The 15,738-nt window shown below is 41.8% G+C and carries 16 protein-coding genes; 2 read left to right on the top strand and 14 right to left on the bottom strand.

Annotation, left to right across the window (positions count from 1 at the left end):
* Window positions 1–2 precede the first annotated feature (2 nt).
* The 7 genes from HMPREF1517_RS01710 to HMPREF1517_RS01680 form a co-directional block, all read right to left on the bottom strand.
* Window positions 3–515, bottom strand: coding sequence for a hypothetical protein (locus HMPREF1517_RS01710; protein ID WP_037599101.1), 513 nt, complete (start codon window positions 513–515; stop codon window positions 3–5).
* On the bottom strand, window positions 512–2,110 hold the full coding sequence (locus HMPREF1517_RS01705) for an Hsp70 family protein (RefSeq protein WP_037599100.1): 1,599 nt from the start codon (window positions 2,108–2,110) through the stop codon (window positions 512–514). The genes HMPREF1517_RS01710 and HMPREF1517_RS01705 overlap by 4 nt, the downstream gene beginning before the upstream one ends.
* Window positions 2,111–2,435: 325 nt before the next feature.
* Window positions 2,436–3,131: a LiaF transmembrane domain-containing protein gene (locus HMPREF1517_RS01700; protein WP_037599099.1), complete on the bottom strand. Its 696-nt coding sequence runs from the start codon at window positions 3,129–3,131 to the stop codon at window positions 2,436–2,438.
* Window positions 3,132–3,135: 4 nt separating this feature from the next.
* A complete protein-coding gene (locus HMPREF1517_RS01695; protein ID WP_004183428.1) occupies window positions 3,136–3,582 on the bottom strand; it encodes a LytTR family DNA-binding domain-containing protein in 447 nt (148 codons plus the stop codon).
* A 209-nt stretch (window positions 3,583–3,791) separates the two neighbouring features.
* The gene (locus HMPREF1517_RS01690; RefSeq protein WP_037599098.1) at window positions 3,792–5,519 is read right to left on the bottom strand and encodes a zinc ribbon domain-containing protein; all 1,728 of its coding nucleotides are present in this window, start codon (window positions 5,517–5,519) and stop codon (window positions 3,792–3,794) included.
* A gap of 51 nt (window positions 5,520–5,570) precedes the next feature.
* Complete coding sequence (locus HMPREF1517_RS01685) at window positions 5,571–6,788, bottom strand: DUF6574 domain-containing protein (RefSeq protein WP_037599097.1); 1,218 nt, start codon at window positions 6,786–6,788, stop codon at window positions 5,571–5,573.
* 117 nt (window positions 6,789–6,905) lie between these two features.
* Window positions 6,906–8,291 (bottom strand): Cof-type HAD-IIB family hydrolase, encoded by a 1,386-nt coding sequence (locus HMPREF1517_RS01680; protein ID WP_037599096.1) that lies wholly within the window; start codon window positions 8,289–8,291, stop codon window positions 6,906–6,908.
* Window positions 8,292–8,361: 70 nt separating this feature from the next.
* On the opposite strand from HMPREF1517_RS01680, the gene HMPREF1517_RS01675 reads away from it, so the two are divergent.
* Both HMPREF1517_RS01675 and HMPREF1517_RS10540 read left to right on the top strand, forming a co-directional pair.
* On the top strand, window positions 8,362–9,330 hold the full coding sequence (locus HMPREF1517_RS01675) for an asparaginase (RefSeq protein ID WP_037599095.1): 969 nt from the start codon (window positions 8,362–8,364) through the stop codon (window positions 9,328–9,330).
* A 3-nt stretch (window positions 9,331–9,333) separates the two neighbouring features.
* Window positions 9,334–9,477, top strand: coding sequence for a hypothetical protein (locus HMPREF1517_RS10540; RefSeq protein WP_198017471.1), 144 nt, complete (start codon window positions 9,334–9,336; stop codon window positions 9,475–9,477).
* A 49-nt stretch (window positions 9,478–9,526) separates the two neighbouring features.
* Here the strand turns inward: HMPREF1517_RS10540 and HMPREF1517_RS01670 are convergent, their stop codons facing one another.
* From HMPREF1517_RS01670 to acpS, 7 genes are all read right to left on the bottom strand, one after another.
* Entirely contained in the window at window positions 9,527–9,739 is a 213-nt protein-coding gene (locus HMPREF1517_RS01670) for a helix-turn-helix domain-containing protein (protein ID WP_002884695.1), read from the bottom strand.
* A gap of 9 nt (window positions 9,740–9,748) precedes the next feature.
* Window positions 9,749–10,357 carry a DUF2975 domain-containing protein gene (locus tag HMPREF1517_RS01665; RefSeq protein WP_037599094.1) on the bottom strand — a complete coding sequence of 203 codons (609 nt, stop codon included), beginning with the start codon at window positions 10,355–10,357 and terminating at the stop codon, window positions 9,749–9,751.
* Between the two features lie 191 nt (window positions 10,358–10,548).
* The gene (locus HMPREF1517_RS01660) at window positions 10,549–10,986 is read right to left on the bottom strand and encodes a hypothetical protein (protein WP_037599093.1); all 438 of its coding nucleotides are present in this window, start codon (window positions 10,984–10,986) and stop codon (window positions 10,549–10,551) included.
* A gap of 620 nt (window positions 10,987–11,606) precedes the next feature.
* Window positions 11,607–11,825, bottom strand: coding sequence for a hypothetical protein (locus HMPREF1517_RS10605; RefSeq protein WP_232219551.1), 219 nt, complete (start codon window positions 11,823–11,825; stop codon window positions 11,607–11,609).
* A gap of 277 nt (window positions 11,826–12,102) precedes the next feature.
* Window positions 12,103–14,121, bottom strand: a complete 2,019-nt coding sequence (recG, locus tag HMPREF1517_RS01650; RefSeq protein ID WP_037599172.1) for an ATP-dependent DNA helicase RecG — start codon at window positions 14,119–14,121, stop codon at window positions 12,103–12,105.
* A 132-nt stretch (window positions 14,122–14,253) separates the two neighbouring features.
* A complete protein-coding gene (gene alr, locus HMPREF1517_RS01645; RefSeq protein ID WP_037599092.1) occupies window positions 14,254–15,357 on the bottom strand; it encodes an alanine racemase in 1,104 nt (367 codons plus the stop codon).
* Between the two features lie 27 nt (window positions 15,358–15,384).
* Window positions 15,385–15,738, bottom strand: coding sequence for a holo-ACP synthase (acpS, locus tag HMPREF1517_RS01640; RefSeq protein WP_002891813.1), 354 nt, complete (start codon window positions 15,736–15,738; stop codon window positions 15,385–15,387).

Below are 15,738 nucleotides of genomic sequence, written 5' to 3'. Positions count from 1 at the left end.
TCCTAAGACATAAGTAACATCAAAGCCACAATTAGAATGGCTCCGATAATAAGAACGATGACATTGATATTGAAGAAGAGAATCAAGCTTAGTAGAATCACAAAGGCAAAGGCCGCAAAGAGGTAATTTTTAAGAGGTGACTCTTTAGTCTGAGTCACCGCAACAGGTTCAAAAGGGATTTCCTTTTTACCTGATACATTGCTAGCATCAGTGGTCGTCCCCTTGTCAACTTCCAAGGTCTTTCTCTGAGCCTGTCTAAGCTTTCGGTCGTATTGTAACTTCTCATGGTCTGAGAAAAAGATTGAGCGAATCGTGTAGAGCTCACTGCGCAAACGCTCACCTTCTTTATCCAAGGTACCATTTGTCCAGAGCTCCTCCAGCTCCTCACGTAAAAAGGAAAGGGCCACGAAACAATCTTGAGCCGACATCTCTGGAGAGATACGGTTACTGACCTCTCTTAAATAGGGCACTTCCTGTCCTGTCTCTGTATCAATTGCTTTGTAGTAGTCTATCATGAGATGAATTTAGCAAAAATAGCTTGAAGTTCTGACAAATCTTCCTTAACCACTTCTTGGGTTTGGTTGACTTGTGCATTGACTGAAAAACGTGCCACAACAGTATTGCTTCGAGGGTCCGACACTGTCACAGTAACAATTTGTTCTGAGTCAAAGGCATAGGTGACTTGCGCCAAGAGATCGCCTTTCTGACGAGGTTGTGGCACTTGCCCTTCCACTTGTCCTAAAATCTTCACAGCAAATGGATTCTCGTAATTTCCTTCTGTGATACGAAGCTTGAACTTGCTCTGTCCATCCACAACCGCAAAGAGATCCTTAGTAACAGCCAAAGGCAAGACCGAGTTACGTGGAACCACAACACTATTATAGTAGTCACCCACAAAGCTGTAGTTTTTGTTTGGATTTTTCTTGAAGAGCAGACCGATTCCCTGAGAGGTAACATCCTTAACAACTACTCTATCTGTCTCAGTTGTCTTACCATCCTGGTGTTCAGAGAAGCTAACCTCATTATTGACGATAAGGTCAGCCAAAATAGAAGCTCCCTGTGCCACGATAGTGTCTGGATTAAGGTCAAACTTAGGTTCCAAACCACTCATCAGGCGAATCATCTGACGAATCATTGGCATACGTGTTGACCCACCCACAAGAAGAATATGGTCAATCTCTTCCCATTTCAAGCCAGATGCTTGAAGGGTAGATTGCACCTTGATTTCAGTATCTTTGAGAAGGTCCAAGGTAATTTCATTGAAAATCGCTTGAGTAATCAAGACACCGTAACCTTGACCATTGACATAGTGCTCATAGAGAGCTTGGTCATTCACAGATAGACTAGTCTTAATCTGCTCAGCCTTATATTGAAGTTGAATTTTTTCCTTCTCGGAAAGGTTAGTCATATTGACCCCTTGTTTTTCCAACTCCTGCATGATGTAGCCCACAAGACGCTTATCAAAGTCAATCCCACCAAGGCGTGAATTCCCGTCAGTTGCCAAAATATCATAGGCATGATCAGCCACGCGCATGATGGTAACGTCAAATGTTCCTCCACCTAGGTCAAAGACCAAGACATTGCCTTGGGCATTTTTAGTGTGGGCATAGGCAATGGCCGCAGCTGTAGGCTCATTGATAATACGCAAAACATTAAATCCTGCAATACGACCAGCATTCTTAGTTGCCGCACGTTGATCTGACGTAAAGTAGGCAGGCACTGTGATAACAGCGTCCTTGATACCATCTGCCTGACCCATCTCCTGACCAACTACATAAGCGCGTTTACGAAATTCGTTCAAAACCAAGGCCGAAAGAATAATAGAATTGACACGTGTGTGGTCTGGTGTATCACTAGCAATTGGACGCCCAATATCACGTTTAAAGTCAAATTTAAAATTTTCTGTACTTCCGATTTCTGTCCCACGTTCAATGGCTTCCTTACCAAAAGACACATGGTTTTGGCCACTAATATTTGAGAAATAAACCGCTGAACGTAGGACCTGATCGTCATTCGTTCCCATCGGAATAATCTCTGGCACATCTTCACGAACAACAGCCATGACGGAATTCGTTGTTCCTAAATCAATACCAATCGCTTTTTTTCTCATAACAATTTCCCTTCTAGCCTCATTTTGAGTTTACTTGACTATCGCTCCAAGCAGGCATCCGCTTAGATTATCTCCATCATCGCTGTCACATAAAACTCCAAAAGAGTAAAGTTATTCCAGTCTAGTTTTTTTCACTATACTATATTATCACAAAAAAAGAGACTATAAAATAGGAAAAAAGGGAGTAGGACCGAACAACTTTTTAAAAATTGTTCCTTGTCCCACTCCCTTGAGTATTAGTTGATTTGAAAGACTTGATGAACTTAGGAAGCCCAGAGCTATTGCCCTCCTAAATTGTCATGTTTATAGCAACCTCTCTCCTAACTTAATCAATTGAACTCTCACCAACATAGATAATTTCTAAATTACCCAAGGAAACATCGCCTTTGATGTAGAAGTCCTTGCTGGTCAAATTGCTAGGATTTTCCTCATGCTGTACAGCTGAGAGAGAATTATCCACATTCACATGCACTCGCCAATCACTGGGCACATAGAGACTAAGACTTCCAAGAGAAACGTCCACGTCAAACTGGGCAGACGGCCCCTCAATACGGCAATTATCAAAATAAACGGAAGCCTGTCCTAAACTAACATCTGCACTCCCATGCGTAAATTGCTTGTCATTGAGATATTTGGTCACTGCTGAAAAAGTGACATCAATATCATTTCCACCATTATTAGCCTCCGAACCAGTAGAACCCAATCCAAAACGATTCTTTGTTTTACTAGAAGAATTGAAGAGAATGTTCAAGCCAATAACTGCAAGAATGGAAGAAAGGATGACGACCGAATTAGACACTGGAAGAAAATGGAACTGTCCATTGAGTGAGAAAAGAGCCACAATACCATAGGCGAAACCAAGACCAAAATGTCGCTTCAAAAGACTAGAAAGGGATAAGATAGCCAGTAAGACCACCCAGGCCAACATCCAAATACTAATTTCCCATTTTATAAAGTAGTTCTGTACAATTACCAAAGCTGCCAAAAGGATCAAGAGGACCCCAATTAATTTCTTTCTCATTATCTTACCTCATTTCGTTTAGTCGTTCTTTTAAAACTTGATAGTAGCGTCTTGATACATGAACCTGCTTGTGGGTCTGATAGAAATTCACCGTGCTGGTCCCTGAAAAAGACTTCTCCAAAGAATAAATCTGCTTAGCATTAACAATCGTCGATTTGGAAATCCGACAAAAGGCAATCGGAAGCAATTCTTCCAATTCGTAGAGTTTTTGCTTTACCTCATATGCCTCATCCTTAGTATGACCATAAATTTTCTCCCCGTCTGTTTCAAAAAAGAGAATATCTGCCAAATCCAGAAAATATTCACTGCGATCCTTGTAAAAAGCTAAAGGAACTAACTTTTGCTTTAGAATAGACTCTTGGAGCTGGGCTAATTCCTGTGTTAACCGAGGAGCTCGAATCAAGATTTCAGGCTCATCCATGGATGGGTCTAATTCGATTCTAACTTTCATAAGACTCCTTTCCTGTCCTTTTGATGCTTCCATTATAACAACTGCTTTACACAAAACAAGGCCTTTTGGGCAAGTGGCACGGTTTAGCCCCTAAGAGGTAAAAACAGACAAACAAAAGAACCTGGCTGTTGCCAAGTTCTCATTTTTAGTGTGGAGGACTCCCTCCCATTTGTAATCTGTTCAATGCTGACTAACTGGACAAGCAACTACTACTTCACAGTATCTTCACGACTCACTTTTTGTGATTCACCAGCCTTACCATTGATACGGTAGTCGCTGTAGTTAGAACCACTACTGCTAGAGTCGCTATCGTCACCAACATATTCCACATTACATGACCAAGAGATTTTATCTTTGATATCTCCTGATGACTTAAATTTCGAATCATAACCATAATAGAAATCATAAACTGCTGTGAAGGTCACCTTGAAGGTCTTCTCACCAGTCTGAACGACTTCTGTGACGTCAACATCTGAGAAAGAAATACTATCAGCAGCACGGTTTTTAGCACCCGTAGTATTTCTATCAATATCAGCTGTTACATCCTTGTACATGGTATCATCAGTACCATTAAGGAAAATGTCGGATACACCATCTGGTGTTGTGTTGTGATTAGAAGCGTAGCTACCAAATTTACCGTAGGCAGCAGTCAAAAGACGATCTGCCGTATCACGATCAAGAACACCATCAGCATCTAGAGTAACCGTTTGACCTTCAGAGAGTTTCTTAATAGACAGTGTCTCTGTCTTGATAGAGCTACCATCTTCGAAATTCTTCTTAACATAAACGGCTGATGATCCAGCTACTGCTACCTTGTTAACATCTAGTTTCCCTGAGTTAAGGGTTCCAATCTTGGTACCACCAACGTAGAGGTCTCCATCCTTAAGATTAGACTTAACAGTAAAGCTAAGATACTCTACAGAAAGATTGACTTCTGTTTTAGAGGTCACATTTTCCTCAGATGAGACAGTGATATCTTGATCATTTACCTTACCAGAAGCCACAAAATTGTAAGTTCCTGGATAGAGATGATTCAATTTAGCCGTGTAGTTATTACCATCTGTAGTCGCGTAAGAAACCCCGTTAATGGTCACATTCAAATCAGCTGTATTAACAGTCAAATCAACCGTTCCAGGATCTACCACGACTCGCCACTTAGGAAAAATAAGGAACTGACGTCCAACCTTTTGCATACGTTCGCCAGACATGAGTTGGCTCTTGCTATAGGCTTGTGTACTTTTAGTGTCTGTGTACTTGACTTCAGATGTTTTAATTTCCTTTTTAGTATCAGACCATACTTGGTATTCCAAGCTATCTTTAAAGCTCTTCTTAACTGCTGCTTCATAACGCTCTGCTACTTGACCACGTGAGTAGTAATAAGAACCAAAGCCATAACCAGCAAGCGCTAAGACTGCTGCAACAACACCAGCAATAATCAGGATTTTCTTCCCTTTAGCCATAGCTGGCTTGGCTGGTTTCGCAGCCTTACCATCTGAGATAAACTGATGGATGGTTGACACATCATAACCTGAAGACTTACCAAGTAGGAATTCCTCAGGAAGGGGTTGACGTCCAACATAGGTTTTAAAAGCCTTCATCCAGATAGCTTGTGCTTCTTTAGAAGCAGCCTCTGAATTTTCTTCAGCTTGACCTTGATCTGCTTGAGATACTGGTGCAAGCTCCTCTGTTTCTAAAGGAGTCGTTTCTTCTTCGTCACCAAGCGGTACATCTTCAAATACTTCCTCGGCAACGTCATACTCATCAACTTCTTCTGTTGGTTTAGAAGGAGTGGCTTCTTGGTCCAAGCCCATTGCCGCAATGCCTTTAATAGCCTTTAAGTCAAAGTCTGCTTTCTGGCCTTCTTCAATCTCCAAAGCATGGGGCGGACGACCAACTGCCTTTTCAAATAAATCAATCCACTTTTCTTTTGTTGCCATAAAGACTCCTATAAACTTACTTTTTCAAAAAATGCTAGAGGTTTACTTATATTAGAATAGAAGCCCCACCATAAATGATGACATAATAGTAAATACGATTGCAAACAAGATTGACAAAATTACACCATTCAAAAGTGCTGCCAAGATCATTTGATAGAACTTATCAGCCTTCCACGCTGTTGTTACAGGAACAATTGTAAAGAGGTTTGCAAGTGCAAATAAGAAGTAAACAACATAGAACAAGAAAAGTGGGAAGCCAACAAGTCCAATAGCTCCGAACAAGATTGTTACGAGCAAGATCGGCAAGGCCAATGATGTCAAGCGACCAAAACGGTCAAAGCTATTCAAGAAAGTAGTCTCAGGATCACGGAAGATAGCCTTACGTGTCACAAACCCTGCCAAGATAAAGGCAAAGATGAAGAGGAAGGCAGCTAGAATACTTGCGAAGAAAGCTCCAAAACCAATGCTAGATGTATGGCTTGAAATTGAAGATGAGTAACTATCTGTTCCATAAGAACCAAAAATGCTAGCCAATGCGTTTGTTGTTGATACAACTGCGCTAACCACTTTACGTGCCATAGCGCTCAAGATTGCAAAGAAGGCAAGTCCAGTGAAGAGTGACAAGAAGATATAGTTAAGCCAACCATTGTGTTTACCATAATCTGTCATGTCTGCTGGACGACGCCATGCATTAAGCAACCATGTCCAGTAGTTTTTGAAAGTTGTCCCAAATGCTGATGGTTGTGCTGGAACAACTACAGCTTGACCGTTGATAAATTGGACGTTTTGACCTGGTTGAAGAGGTTGACCGTTAGCAAAAGCTGCTTGTTGACCAGCTTGAGCATTGGCAAAACCAGCTTGTGGTTGCGCCGCTTGATTTGGTACTCCTTGTACTGGAGCAGTTTGAGCGCCCGCAAAGGTTGGTTGAGGTTGTGCTGCCTGAGCATTGGCAAAAGGAGCTTGCGGTTGTGCTTCTTGTACACTTGCAAAAGTCGGTTGTTGTTGCGCTTCTTGTGCACCAGCGAAAGTTGGCTGTGGTTGCGCCTCTTGTGCACCAGCGAAAGTTGGCTGTGGCTGCGCCTCTTGTGCTGGTGTTTCTTGGGTACTAGCGAAAGCTGGTTGCGCTGGCGCTTCTTGTGCTGGAGCAGTTTCTACAGCTGGGGCGTCATCTTGGAACTCACCAGCTGCTAGTGCTGCTGCAATTTCTTCTTCAGTCGCTGAACGACCATTGATGGCTTCAAAAAAATCTAACCAATCTGCTTTAGTCATAATATTCTCCTTAAAAATACATAGAATGACTTTATTTTATCACAAATAGAGCTATTAATAAATGTCATTTTTATTAGAAAAAGGTTCGGAACAGACTGTCCAAACCTTTTTATCTTCTTATTTATTTCTTTGGATAGATTTCTGAATCTGACGATCCAACTCTCGTTTTATATGAGGTTCTGGCGCAAAGCGCTCTTCCCAGTCACTCGGTTTAAGGATTTTATGAGTCACTGGATCAAAGTGAGCCTTGCCATCTGGGAAAATTTTACCCATATTAGCCTCATGAACGGTATCAAAGAAAGGCTTAGGATCCACCCCCATAAGAACAAATGAACCATAGGTCAAATAAAGCAAATCTGTCAAAGCATCCACTTGGCCAACCATAGTTGACTCTGGGTGCTCCTTAGAACTAACCTTGAGCGCAGCCTTATCAAGAGCGGCATGTAGATCCAAAACAGCTTGTCCAAAGACACGCTTGTCCCCACCTGATGAAGCATAAAGGAATTCGACGATTTCTTCCAACTTGAAGTCCGAACGATGACTAGCTTCTTCTATACTATAGACACGAGGCATATCATTGGTAGAGCCATCCATCAAATGGTGGAAATCCTTAACCTTGTTAAAGTTGTCATCATCACTGGTGAATGAATTCTCTGTTTCAAAGTGAATCAAACCATAATGGGACAAGGCTTTTGCAATCCCGTTTTGGTTATTGGTATCAGTGACATGGGTAGCTTGGTCTTTCAGTTCGTCTTCACCATTTCCCATGGCAACACCAATACCAACACCAGATAGCATTTCTAGGTCATTTTCCGAATCTCCGAAGGCCATAACCTCGCTGAGTTCGAAACCAAAAACCTCACCTAGATGGGCAATTCCTTTAAGTTTAGACTGTCCAGCTGAAATGATATCAGCTGAATAAGGGCTCGAACGTGTAATCTTCACGTGTGGAAATTTTTCCTCGATAGCCTGGGTTTCACCCACTGTCGCTACCATAACCACCTGATAAACCGGTTCGCGCATGATTGTTTTGAGGGTCTCCATGCTTTGTGGCTTGAAACGACGAATTAAGGATTTGAAACTACGTTCCACCATCTTAGCCCAAGACTTTGGTACAATACGGCTTACCATTTGCCCAAACTTGCTAGTCCCCATACTGATGATATTGGAACCAACCAGTCCTGTGCTAGTCCCCAGAGAAATCTCTCTACGGTGCTTGGTAGCATAGCGGATCAAGTTGTAGATAGTTGATTTAGGGAGCTGGTTTTGATAGAGAACCTTGTCGTGGGTCAAGATATACTGACCATTATAAGTCACTGCAAAATCCAGACCCAGATTGTCCATGAAAGGCTGAACAAATCCTGGACCACGACCAGTTGCCAAACCAACTAAGATACCATCTTCCTTCATTTGACTGATGGCTTTTTTGGTTGAACTAGACACGCGTTTTCGGTCATTTAGAAAAGTCCCATCAATATCAAAAAAGACTGCTTTAATGGCCACCGAGCTCCCCTCCTTCTAACATTTTATGCTAAAATAAATTATAACATAAATATGATAGTGAGTAGTATAAATGACAAAAAAAATCCTAGTCCTTCACACTGGAGGGACCATTTCCATGTCAGCGGATAATGATGGCAGGGTCAGCCAAAACGCTGATAATCCCATGAACCATGTGGGACTTGATTTAGATAATTTAGAACTAACCATTCTCGATTTTCTTAATATCCCTAGCCCACATATCACACCCTACCACATGCTGGATATTTACAAAAAAATCAAGGAAACAGCTGGTCAATATGATGGTGTGGTCATCACTCATGGGACAGATACCTTGGAAGAAACAGCCTACTTCCTAGATACCATGGCCGTCCCTGAGATTCCAATCGTTCTAACTGGTGCCATGCGTTCGTCAAACGAGCTAGGAAGCGACGGTGTCTATAACTATCTATCAGCCCTACGCGTTGCTAGCGACGACAAGGCCGCTGACAAAGGAATCCTGATCGTGATGAATGATGAAATCCATGCAGCCAAGTATGTGACTAAGACCCATACCACAAACGTGGCAACCTTCCACACGCCAACCCATGGTCCACTAGGCATCATCATGAAGCATGATATCCTCTGGTTCAAAACTGCTGAGCCTCGTGTTCGCTTTGACTTGGAACAAATTACAGGAACAGTACCAATCATAAAAGCCTATGCAGGGATGGGGATTGGAGATGGTATCATCAGTCTCCTGGACCCTGAAAAGATTGATGGGGTAGTTATCGAGGCACTAGGTGCTGGAAACCTCCCACCACTAGCAGCAGGAGAAATCACAAAGCTTATGGACAAAGGAGTCCCTGTTGTGCTCGTTTCCCGCTGTTTCAACGGTATCGCCGAACCTGTCTACGCCTATGAAGGGGGTGGGGTCAAACTCCAAGAAGCTGGTGTTATGTTTGTTAAAGAACTCAATGCACCAAAAGCTCGCCTCAAACTCCTCATCGCACTCAGTGCCGGACTCAAAGGTCAAGAATTGAAAGACTATATCGAGGGATAAAACATGAAACTTAGTATTGAAGCAAGCGATAAATTGGAAAATAAAGATTTCCACTATGAGCTGACAGTCTCAAAAACACATATCGCCATGGTCTGTGGCACCGTGCTAGCCAGTCTAGCCCTGGTCGCATGGTTGAAGAAAAAATAAAAAGCTTGAAGCATGATCACTAGAGAAGTGACTGAACTGCTTCAGGCTTTTAATTTTCTTCATCTGGTCTATATTCAAGAATATCTCCTGGTTGGCAATCTAACTCCTTACAAATAGCGTCCAGTGTTGTAAAACGGATTGCCTTGGCCTTGCCTGTCTTAAGAACCGAGAGATTGGCTGGAGTAATACCAATCCGTTCTGCCAGCTCACCCGAGCGCATCTTCTTTTTGGCAAGTTCAACGTCCAAATTGACAATAATCATAAGCCCCTCCTAAATCGTGTACTCATTTTCCTCAGCAATGGCATTAGCCTTAGTCAAAATCATGGCAACAGCATAGAGAACAAAGCTAACTAGCAAATAACTTATGTTAAAAAAACTATAACTCTGGTTGCCTGTCCCAAATGTAAAGATACCATTATTGATAAAGGCCCCAAGAACTAGCAAATGTGCTGACCAACGAACCAACTTAGCATTTTTAGCGATAAAAATATCAGAACGATAAAGATTAATCAGAAAGGCACGTAGACACAACAAGAAGCCTATGTTGACTGACATACGAAGGAAATCAATGGTTGCTGTAAAAAGCGTCAGACTAGTGCTACTACTTTTCACGGTAACTCCCGAACCAAGAAGCATACGCAAACCTTGGTGTAAGAGTCCTTCATGACCAGTCAGGATAAAGGCACCATTAAGAATGGTAATAACAAGACTTAAAAAGCCCGCAAAAAGGAGGACATTAACGAACAGGAGAATACTACGTAGACGTTTCTGTTCTTGCGTTTCCTGACGATTTTTAGCACTTTTGGCCGATCTCCAACCATAATAACTAGAGCCAGCCAAGGCTAGGATGATTAAAAAATAAAATAAGATAGTTGTCATGTGTTACCTCGATTGTAAATTCATTTGATTTCTTTGAGCATAGACTAGAAAAAGCCAAGGTGCCTCTAGGAGCCCTTGACCTCATACTAAATCATTAGCTAACTATTAACAGTATCAATTATATCGAATATCAATATAAAATACTAGTTTATAGGTAAGATTTTACTACTTTTCAAATAAGATTCCTTCAATTATTTGACAGCTGTTTGTCCCTTACGAAGACGGACAGCATCACAAGCTAGAGAGACCAAGAGGAGCCAGACTGATGTGCTGAAGTCCACTACAAGGTGATTAGTCGTTCCCAACTGTAAGAAGATATTCAAGGCTGATGGCACAAAGGTTAGAAGAGCAGCCTTTTTCAAGAAGAGAGAAAAATCTTCTGTCCAAAATGCCTTCCAAGTAAAGTCTTTAAGCTCTTTACGAAGGAGCCAAATCAAGGCAAGATAGAAGGCAAATTGTAACTCTGATACAAGCCAGTAACCCCATCCAGAAAGGTAATGAACCTCAGCACCTGGGAAAAGATTAGTCACATCCACAAAAGGAAGGATAAGTAAAGCAAGCATTGCAAGACCGTAGATTGCCATAAGAAGAATAAGAACTGCGTTGATGATTGTTTTAAGTGTTTTCATGATAAGTATTTCCTTTATTAAATAGTTTTTGGTATATAATTTCTCTTTTTCGCGAATAAGGTTATCTTTATCGAAAACTTATTATCGTTTATCGATAATTATATATTACACTCTTTATTTCTCCTTGTCAACACATTTTTATCGTTTTTCGATATTTTTTATCTAAAATTCAAAAAATAAAAACCAGTCAAGAAAATCTCAACTGGTTAGCTTACTTATGTTAATCGCCTAGACTGGTCATGCTTCCGTCTAGACTTTTTATGAGTTTAAGAAGAGGGATTCTACGTTATGAAAAAAAGGAAAAAAGGGATTTTGGAAAATGAGGGATGAAAGTTGTAGAATATGGGTAAATTTAGCCTCTTCCTAGCATCAATACTAGTTTTGATAAACCTTAAAGTCTTGAGGATGCTTCTGGAAATTTCGGTTGTAGGTTACTTTAATTTTTACTGTCATTGTTTTGTCCTCCTTCGTAGGAATGGTTTGGCTAAGCCAAAACGTTTTATTATCAAAACCTATCTCGTTTTGATGGTTTTATTATAGGTTGCCTAACTTAAAGAAAGCTTGTAATAAGCTTGAAGGAAACTTAAAACTCTCAGTGAGTTTACTGAGAGTTTTTCTGTCTAAAGCATGGATAAAAGAATTCCCAAGACCAGAGCCACCCAAACGGCATAGCGAATTGTCGCATGATAGCGGTAACTTTCAATAACCTTGGGTAGCTTTGTAAAGAGATAGGCAATGTAGGCAACTATGGAAAGAAAATACCCTTTAAAATTCCAGGACGAGCCTAAGATACTAAAATCTTCGAATAGGGGCACAAGCATCAGTACAGCCGTAAGCATACACCAGACCGGCAAAAGCGTCCTTTCCTTTTGATGCTGTATATGGATAATCAGCTGAGCTATAAAACCCGCGACGTACATAATCAGTAATACCGAACAAACTAGAGAGATAAGAAGTGAATAAAGATATAGGGTATGAAAGTCTGTCTTTCCTTCTATCAGCTTTGTCAATTCGGTAATAAACCAAATCAAGATGAAGGCGAAAAAATAAAATATAAGACCTAACATCATAAGAAAAATCGAATTTTTAACCGTTTCTTTTTCATGGTTTTCCTCCTTAATCAAACTCGCCTTGGCTTCTCAAATAAGCTCCTAGCACCTGCCAATCAGGATTCTCACGCCAGTTAGGGTCAGATACAATTTGGCTAGCCACCCGTCTGGCTTCCTCTAAGATATTGTAGTCTTCCACAATATCAGCCACTTGAAATTCAGGAATTCCTGACTGACGTGTTCCAAAGATTTCTCCTGAACCACGCATTTTAAGGTCCTCTTCGGCTAGAACAAAACCATCTGTAGTCTCACACATGGCCTGCATGCGTTTTTTCCCGGTATCATTCTTAGGATTAGCCACCAAAACACAGTAGGACTGCTTATCGCCACGACCTACACGCCCTCGAAGCTGGTGAAGCTGGCTAAGTCCAAAACGATCCGCATCCATAATGACCATAACTGTAGCATTTGGCACGTTAACACCTACTTCGATAACTGTGGTTGATACTAAAATCTGAGATTTTCTGTCCTTGAAATCTTGCATAATTTGGTCTTTTTCATCATTTTTCATACGACCGTGCATCAGAGCTACTGTAGCTGAATCCCCAAAGAACTCTGTGAGTTCCTGATGAAGAGCCACCGCATTTTTCAAATCAAGAGCCTCAGACTCTTCAATCAGAGGAGAAATAAAATAGACCTGAGCATCTTTTTCCAACTCACCCTTAATCCAAGTCAGTACGGTATCTAACTGCTCATGTTTGACCCAACGGGTAATAATGGGCTTACGCCCAGCCGGCATCTGGTCAATGATAGATACATCCATCTCCCCAAAGGCAGTGATTGCCAAGGTCCTAGGAATAGGTGTTGCCGTCATCATGAGGACATCAGGATTGTCACCCTTCTCACGGAAAATACGACGTTGATTAACTCCAAATCGGTGCTGTTCATCAGTAATGACTAGCCCAAGACTATGATAAGTCACTGCATCTTGAATCAACGAGTGGGTTCCCACAATCATCTGAGCCTCCCCAGACTCGATTTTGGAAAGGGCTACTTTCTTATCCGCGGCCTTCATTCCAGAAGTTAGGAGCACTACCTCTAACTCAGGAAAAAGGCCCTGTAAACTCTGATAATGCTGCTCTGCTAAGATTTCCGTCGGTACCATGAGGGCAGACTGAAATCCTGCCGTATAGGCCCCATACATAGCCAAGCTAGCGATAACTGTTTTCCCTGAGCCCACATCTCCTTGCAAGAGACGGTTCATATGAGCCCCAGATTTCATATCAGCTAGAATTTCCGATAAACTACGCTGTTGGGCCTCTGTTAAGGGGAATGGTAATGCTGCAATTTTGGCTTTGATTTTGGCTTCATCGTAAGCAATTGCTAGACCATTGGTTTCGGACTTATTTTCAGCCTTCAGCACCTGTAAATTCATCTGAAAATAAAAGAGCTCCTCAAACTTGGTCCTACGTAGAGCCTGCTTATATTCAGCCAAATCTTTCGGAAAATGCATGGCACGCACAGCCTCTTGACGTCCCATGAGACGGTACTTGTCCAGCAGCACCTGATGGAGATTTTCCTCCAACAAATTAAGGGCCCCACTATCAAAAGCTGCCTTTATGGCCTTTATCAGTTGGGCTTGACTAACACCCTGGGCCACATGATAGACTGGCTGCATATCGTCCTCAACTTGAGCCAACACTTTCATACCAGTCACTGCAGACTTCTTCTGGTCCCATTTGCCAAAAATAGCCACTTCTGCCCCCATCTCAATCTTGTCCACAAGATAAGGTTGGTTGAAGAAACTAATGGCAATCACAGCCTCTCCTTGCTTGATTTTAAAACTCAGACGATTCCGTTTAAAGCCATAATACTGCACATTGGCAGGCGTCACCACTGTTCCCGTAATAACAGCCTTTTCGCCATCCATCAGTTCAAAGATAGACTTACTCTTAAAATCCTCATATCGGAAAGGAAAATAAAGCAAGAGGTCCCCAACCGTGTATAAATCTAATTTGGTAAATTTTTCAGCGGACTTAGGCCCAAAGCCTTTCAAATCCGCAATTGGTGAATCTAGTTGAATCATATCCTCTATCATTTCTATCGTGTTCTTCTTCCCGTGAAAAAGGAAGCCTTATCAGCTATTATAACACATGAAAATGGTCTTCACTAAAACCAAAAAATCCAGTATCAAACTGGATTTCTCTTTTTATTGATATTAATCATAGCTACGAGGTACGCGGTCACTAAGTAAACAAAGAACTTCGTAGTTGATAGTGCCACGTTTTTCAGCCACCTCTGTCGCAGTAATACTTGCTCCCCCATTTTCACCCATAAGAGTGACAGGAGTTCCTAGGGGATAAACCTTAGGAAGACGAACGGTAATCTGGTCCATAGACACACGCCCAACAATAGGACAAAACTGTCCATCCACAATAACGTGGAAACCTTGTAAATCTCTGGTCCAACCATCCGCATAGCCAATCGGAATGGTTCCAATAACCTCATCAGCTGTCGTCGTATAGGTTGCACCATACCCCACATCTTGACCTGCTGGTAGGATCTTAACATGAACAAGTGCAGTCTCCAAACTTAAAGCAGGACGAATGTTATAGGGAAGGTCTAAAACACTACCACTAGGATTGAGACCATAGATAACAACACCTAGACGTACCGCATTAAAGACTGTTTCTGCATGCCAGATACTCGTCGCAGAGTTGCTAGCATGTACCAAGCGAGGACGGTCCACCAAGTTATTAACTAAGTCCGTGAAGAAGGCCAATTGACGCTTGAATTTACTATCATCTGCCTCATCAGCCGTTGCAAAATGAGTAAAAATACCTTCGACATCCGCACCAAGTGATTTAAGACCAGCAATCAAGCTATCCGCATCCTCTTGGCTACGCACCCCAATACGGCCCATACCTGAATCAACCTTAATATGACAGGTCAAACCAGTTAAATCAAGCCCTTGATCCTTAACCATTTCCAACCACTCTAGCGAAGCTACCGTCAGCGTGATGTTTTCTTGAATAGCCAAAGGAACCTCGTCTGGCAAGACGACTCCTAAAATAAGTATCGGTTGTTCTAAGCCAGCTTGACGAAGTTCAAGCGCCTCGTCTAAGTTGGAAACACAAAAACCATCCACCTGCTTAGATACATGCTTGGCCACTTCGACAGCACCATGACCATAAGCATTGGCCTTAACAACTGCAAAAGTCTTTACCTGTTTAGGGATGTGACTAACCACTTGTTCAATATTTTCTGAAATTGCTGATAGATCAACCTTTGCCAAGGTTGGTCGATGTAAACTTGAAATCATAAGCTATCCTCTTCCAACATCTATCTCTTAGTTTTTTTCTAAAATGACGCTTGCCTGAACAAAATCACCGCTATGGGAAATCGAGATAAAAACCTTGCCTTCAAAAGGTGATTGGGTCACCACTGGAGCTCCCTTGTCATTGGTCAATATTTCAATATCCTTAAAGCCAACTGCTCCAATACCAGTACCCCAAGCCTTTGAAAATGCTTCCTTACCGGCCCAGCGCCCTGCTAAATAAGACATCTGACGATTACCAGAAAGGGATTCAAAACGCTCCCACTCTTTTGGTGTCAATACCTTTTTTGCAAAGCGTGGATTACGGTCATAAGCCTTTTTTACAGCTGAAATTTCCTGCAAGTCTATACCATGTCCAAAAATCAT

It is taken from the genome of Streptococcus sp. ACS2, from assembly GCF_000525585.1.
GTDB lineage: Bacteria > Bacillota > Bacilli > Lactobacillales > Streptococcaceae > Streptococcus.
This window is presented reverse-complemented; position numbering and strand designations above follow the sequence as displayed.

Coding starts and splice junctions, on each gene's coding strand:
- HMPREF1517_RS10605 (WP_232219551.1), bottom strand. CDS start 11,825: ATGCTTACGGCTGTACTGATGCTTGTGCCCCTATTCGAAGATTTTAGT.
- alr (WP_037599092.1), bottom strand. CDS start 15,357: ATGATTTCAAGTTTACATCGACCAACCTTGGCAAAGGTTGATCTATCA.
- HMPREF1517_RS01705 (WP_037599100.1), bottom strand. CDS start 2,110: ATGAGAAAAAAAGCGATTGGTATTGATTTAGGAACAACGAATTCCGTC.
- recG (WP_037599172.1), bottom strand. CDS start 14,121: ATGATTCAACTAGATTCACCAATTGCGGATTTGAAAGGCTTTGGGCCT.
- HMPREF1517_RS01710 (WP_037599101.1), bottom strand. CDS start 515: ATGATAGACTACTACAAAGCAATTGATACAGAGACAGGACAGGAAGTG.
- HMPREF1517_RS01685 (WP_037599097.1), bottom strand. CDS start 6,788: ATGACTAAAGCAGATTGGTTAGATTTTTTTGAAGCCATCAATGGTCGT.
- HMPREF1517_RS01675 (WP_037599095.1), top strand. CDS start 8,362: ATGACAAAAAAAATCCTAGTCCTTCACACTGGAGGGACCATTTCCATG.
- HMPREF1517_RS01665 (WP_037599094.1), bottom strand. CDS start 10,357: ATGACAACTATCTTATTTTATTTTTTAATCATCCTAGCCTTGGCTGGC.
- HMPREF1517_RS01670 (WP_002884695.1), bottom strand. CDS start 9,739: ATGATTATTGTCAATTTGGACGTTGAACTTGCCAAAAAGAAGATGCGC.
- HMPREF1517_RS01660 (WP_037599093.1), bottom strand. CDS start 10,986: ATGAAAACACTTAAAACAATCATCAACGCAGTTCTTATTCTTCTTATG.
- HMPREF1517_RS10540 (WP_198017471.1), top strand. CDS start 9,334: ATGAAACTTAGTATTGAAGCAAGCGATAAATTGGAAAATAAAGATTTC.
- HMPREF1517_RS01695 (WP_004183428.1), bottom strand. CDS start 3,582: ATGAAAGTTAGAATCGAATTAGACCCATCCATGGATGAGCCTGAAATC.
- acpS (WP_002891813.1), bottom strand. CDS start 15,738: ATGATTTTTGGACATGGTATAGACTTGCAGGAAATTTCAGCTGTAAAA.
- HMPREF1517_RS01690 (WP_037599098.1), bottom strand. CDS start 5,519: ATGGCAACAAAAGAAAAGTGGATTGATTTATTTGAAAAGGCAGTTGGT.
- HMPREF1517_RS01700 (WP_037599099.1), bottom strand. CDS start 3,131: ATGAGAAAGAAATTAATTGGGGTCCTCTTGATCCTTTTGGCAGCTTTG.